The sequence below is a fragment of the Streptococcus sp. HCA-5024 genome, assembly GCF_037890265.1.
GTDB classification, from domain to species: Bacteria; Bacillota; Bacilli; order Lactobacillales; family Streptococcaceae; genus Streptococcus; species Streptococcus lingualis.
In genome coordinates this window covers 1-3,565 of sequence record NZ_JBBKBR010000013.1, presented here as the reverse complement: position 1 = coordinate 3,565, position 3,565 = coordinate 1, and the positions used below count along the sequence as shown (strand labels likewise).

Below are 3,565 nucleotides of genomic sequence, written 5' to 3'. Positions count from 1 at the left end.
CTTCCACTACACGATTAAAGAAGTCATTCCTGAAAGCAAAGCAAAAGGAATGACCTACGATGAAGGAAGTATTGATGCTACTGTAACTGTCACAAAAGATGATGCAAGCAATACACTCAAAGCTGCTGTGGCATATGGTGATAAGAAATCATTCACTAACAAATTGGTAACAACTTCAATTCCACCAACTCCTCCAACTGTTGATAAACCTGAATTGAAACTGTACAACATTCAATTGCACAAAGCTAACGCAGATGGAAATGCTCTTGCAGGTGCAGTATTCGGGCTTTTTGAGGCAGATGGAACTACTCCAGTCGCTAACCCATATGGTGAAGGTCAAGCAACTGCTACCTCAGATGCAAACGGTCTTGTATCCTTCATTGGATTTGAAGCGAAAGATTATGTGGTGAAAGAATTGACTGCTCCAGAAGGTTATCAACTATCAGCAGATGTGATTAAAGTTTCTGCTAGCGAGTTGAAAGCTGCGACTAACCTCGTCGTAGACAAAGGAACAGTGGTCAACAAACCATTCACTTCAATTCCACCAACTCCTCCGACTGTTGACAAACCTGAATTGAAACTCTACAGCATCCAATTGCACAAAGTGAACCAAGAAGGGAAAGCTCTTGTTGGTGCCGTATTCGGTCTCTTTGAGGCAGATGGTACGACTCCTGTATCGAACCCTTATGGTGCAGGTCAAGCGACTGCAACTTCTGATGCGAATGGTCTTGTAACCTTTACAGGATTAGAAGCAAAAGATTATGTGGTGAAAGAACTTACAGCTCCAGATGGCTACCAGTTATCAGATGAAGTCATCAAAATCTTAGCTAGTGATTTGGTTGTTTCAAATAGTGTAGTGGATAAAGGAAATGTCGTTAACAAACCATTTACTTATATCCCTCCAACTCCTCCAACTGTTGACAAACCCGAGTTAAAACTTTACAACATCCAATTGCATAAAGTGAATCTAGTAGGTCAAGACCTTGCAGGTGCTGTATTTGGTCTCTATGAGGCAGATGGTGTGACACCAGTTGCCAACCCATATGGCGAAGGCCAAGCGACTGCTACATCCGATACCAATGGTCTTGTTTCCTTCACTGGATTGGAAGCAAGAGATTATGTTATTAAGGAGTTGACAGCGCCAGCTGGCTACCAATTATTAACGGATGTTATTACTGTATCTGCTAGCGAATTAAAAGCTGCACCTAACCTTGTAGTAGACAAGGGGACAGTTATAAACTATCTAACACCACCAAACACACCACCAACTCCGCCTACTACACCACCAACTCCGCCTACTACACCGTCAACAGACAAACCAAAAGGAGATAAACCTTCTGGAAGTCAACCAAAAGAAGATAAGAAACATACCCTTCCTTCTACAGGTGAAACAGTAAGTGCTGGACTTGTTGCAGCAGGTCTTGCCCTTGCAGGTGCTGGAAGCATGCTCGTTGCTAAAAAACGCCACGAATAATTCTAAAACAGGTTTTCATCTAGCATTGCTAGATGGACCTGTTTTTTTATTGATGACCGTCCTGTTTTCTGATCTTATTTCCGGTATTTTTGCGTCCTTTCTAAGACACAAAAAGAGATCGGCTCAAGTCCAATCTCTAACTTCATTATAACTCTTGCAACAAATAACGGAAGAGTTCTAAATTCCCTTTTTCTTCATTAACCAAGTATTCTGGGTGCCACTGCAAGCCCATAATGCGATGACCATCTACAGCTTCAATGGCTTCGATGGTGTGATCGCGCGGATCAAAGGCAGTCGCACGGAAATTTGGCGCGAGATCCTTGATGCTTTGACGGTGCACGGAATTAATCCGACTGGCCTGTCCAAAAAGCTGCTCTACCACACTGCCTTTTTTAGTCTGGATAGAATGGGAAGTCCCAAACGGAAGTCCTTGCCAATGCCCTTCGATCTCTTGGTTGAGTGTTCCTCCAAAAGCCACATTGATCAACTGAACCCCACGGCAAATTCCTAGAACCGGTTTGTTTTGGCGTACTGCTTCCTTCAGTAGGGCAAGCTCAAATTGATCCCGTTCGATATTGTAATCATCGCTCTCGATCGTTTTTTCTTCGCCATAGAGACTAGGATCGACATTTTGGCCTCCACTTAAGATCAATTTGTCAATCGTTTCAACATAGTCCTTAACCAAGGAAGGATCTCCCATTGGAATGACCATTGGAAGCCCACCTGCTTGACGGATTCCTTCCGCAAATTGACTAGACACGGAGGAATGAAGGTTTTTCCCTTCCGGGTCAACCGGACAGAGATTAGCGGATACTCCAACAATTGTTCTGCACATATTCATTCCTCCTTCATTTTAACTACTACTTATCTTACCACCCATTAGTGATAGTGTCTAATATGTATTTTTAAAGAAGACGATAAATAAAACTTATCACATATAAAAAAACAGAATCATCTAATCAATCTAGATGATCCTATTTTACAAATTATTCATCACGTTTTCTAACAAGTGTACTTCCAGCACCTGCAAGGGCAAGTCCTGTTACAAGAAGTCCAACGCTGACTGTTTCACCTGTAGAAGGAAGGATTCGTTCCTTGTCTTCTTTTGGTTGACTTCCAGAAGGCTGATGCCCTTTAGGTTTGTCAGTTTTGGGTTTCTCATTTGGTTTGTTAGTTGATGGTGTTGGCGGAGTATATGGTGGAATTTTATTATTTACTACATTCCCTTTATCAACGACCAAATCTTTAGCTTGGGTAAAATCACTAGCTGAAACTGTGATAGGATTCGTTAACAATTGGTATCCAGTTGGAGCTGTCAATTCCTTGATGACATAATTTTTTGCTTCAAATCCAATGAAGGATACAAGACCATTCTCATCTGAAGTAGCAGTCGCTTGACCTTCACCATAAGGGTTAGCGACTGGAGTTGTACCATCTGCCTCATAGAGTCCAAAGACTGCTCCTAGAAGACCTTTACCTTCTTCACTTACCTTGTGCAATTGAATGTTGTAGAGTTTTAATTCAGGTTTGTCAACAGTCGGAGGAGTTGGTGGAATTGAAGTGAACGGTTTGTTAACGACATTTCCTTTATCCACTACACTGTTTGAAGCAACCAAATCACTAGCTGCGATCTTGATGACTTCATCTGATAATTGGTAACCGTCTGGAGCTGAGAGTTCTCTCACTACATAATCTTTCGTTTCAAATCCTTTGAAAGTCACAAGACCATCTTTATCAGAAGTTGCAGTCGCTTGACCTGCACCATAAGGATTTGCTACAGGAGTCGTACCATCGGATTCAAATAGACCAAATACAGCACCTGCAAGAGCGTTTCCGTCTGCGTTAGCTTTGTGCAATTGAATGTTGTAAAGCTTCAATTCAGGTTTGTCAACAGTCGGAGGAGTTGGTGGAATGGAAGTTGTTACCAATTTGTTAGTGAATGACTTCTTATCACCATATGCCACAGAAGCTTTGAGTGTATTACTTGCATCATCTTTTGTGACAGTTACGGTCGCATCAATACTTCCTTCATCGTAGGTCATTCCTTTTGTTTTGCTTTCAGGAATGACTTCTTTGATCGTGTAGTGGAAA

3 protein-coding genes are annotated in these 3,565 nt (G+C 41.9%); 1 reads left to right on the top strand and 2 read right to left on the bottom strand.

Features of this window, described 5'->3' with window-relative positions; translation table 11 throughout:
- The coding region (locus WKT08_RS10360; protein WP_340281927.1) for a SpaA isopeptide-forming pilin-related protein at window positions 1-1,474 on the top strand (1,474 nt) is incomplete at its 5' end.
- Between the two features lie 145 nt (window positions 1,475-1,619).
- Here WKT08_RS10360 and WKT08_RS10355 read toward each other — a convergent pair.
- Together WKT08_RS10355 and WKT08_RS10350 are read right to left on the bottom strand one after the other, a co-directional pair.
- Window positions 1,620-2,309 (bottom strand): gamma-glutamyl-gamma-aminobutyrate hydrolase family protein, encoded by a 690-nt coding sequence (locus tag WKT08_RS10355; RefSeq protein WP_003012927.1) that lies wholly within the window; start codon window positions 2,307-2,309, stop codon window positions 1,620-1,622.
- A 151-nt stretch (window positions 2,310-2,460) separates the two neighbouring features.
- Window positions 2,461-3,565 (bottom strand): SpaA isopeptide-forming pilin-related protein (locus WKT08_RS10350; RefSeq protein WP_340281924.1); only part of this gene is annotated, 1,105 nt, incomplete at its 5' end.

Excerpts from the sequence above, each read along its gene's own strand:
- WKT08_RS10355 (WP_003012927.1), bottom strand. The coding sequence starts at position 2,309 with ATGTGCAGAACAATTGTTGGAGTATCCGCTAATCTCTGTCCGGTTGAC.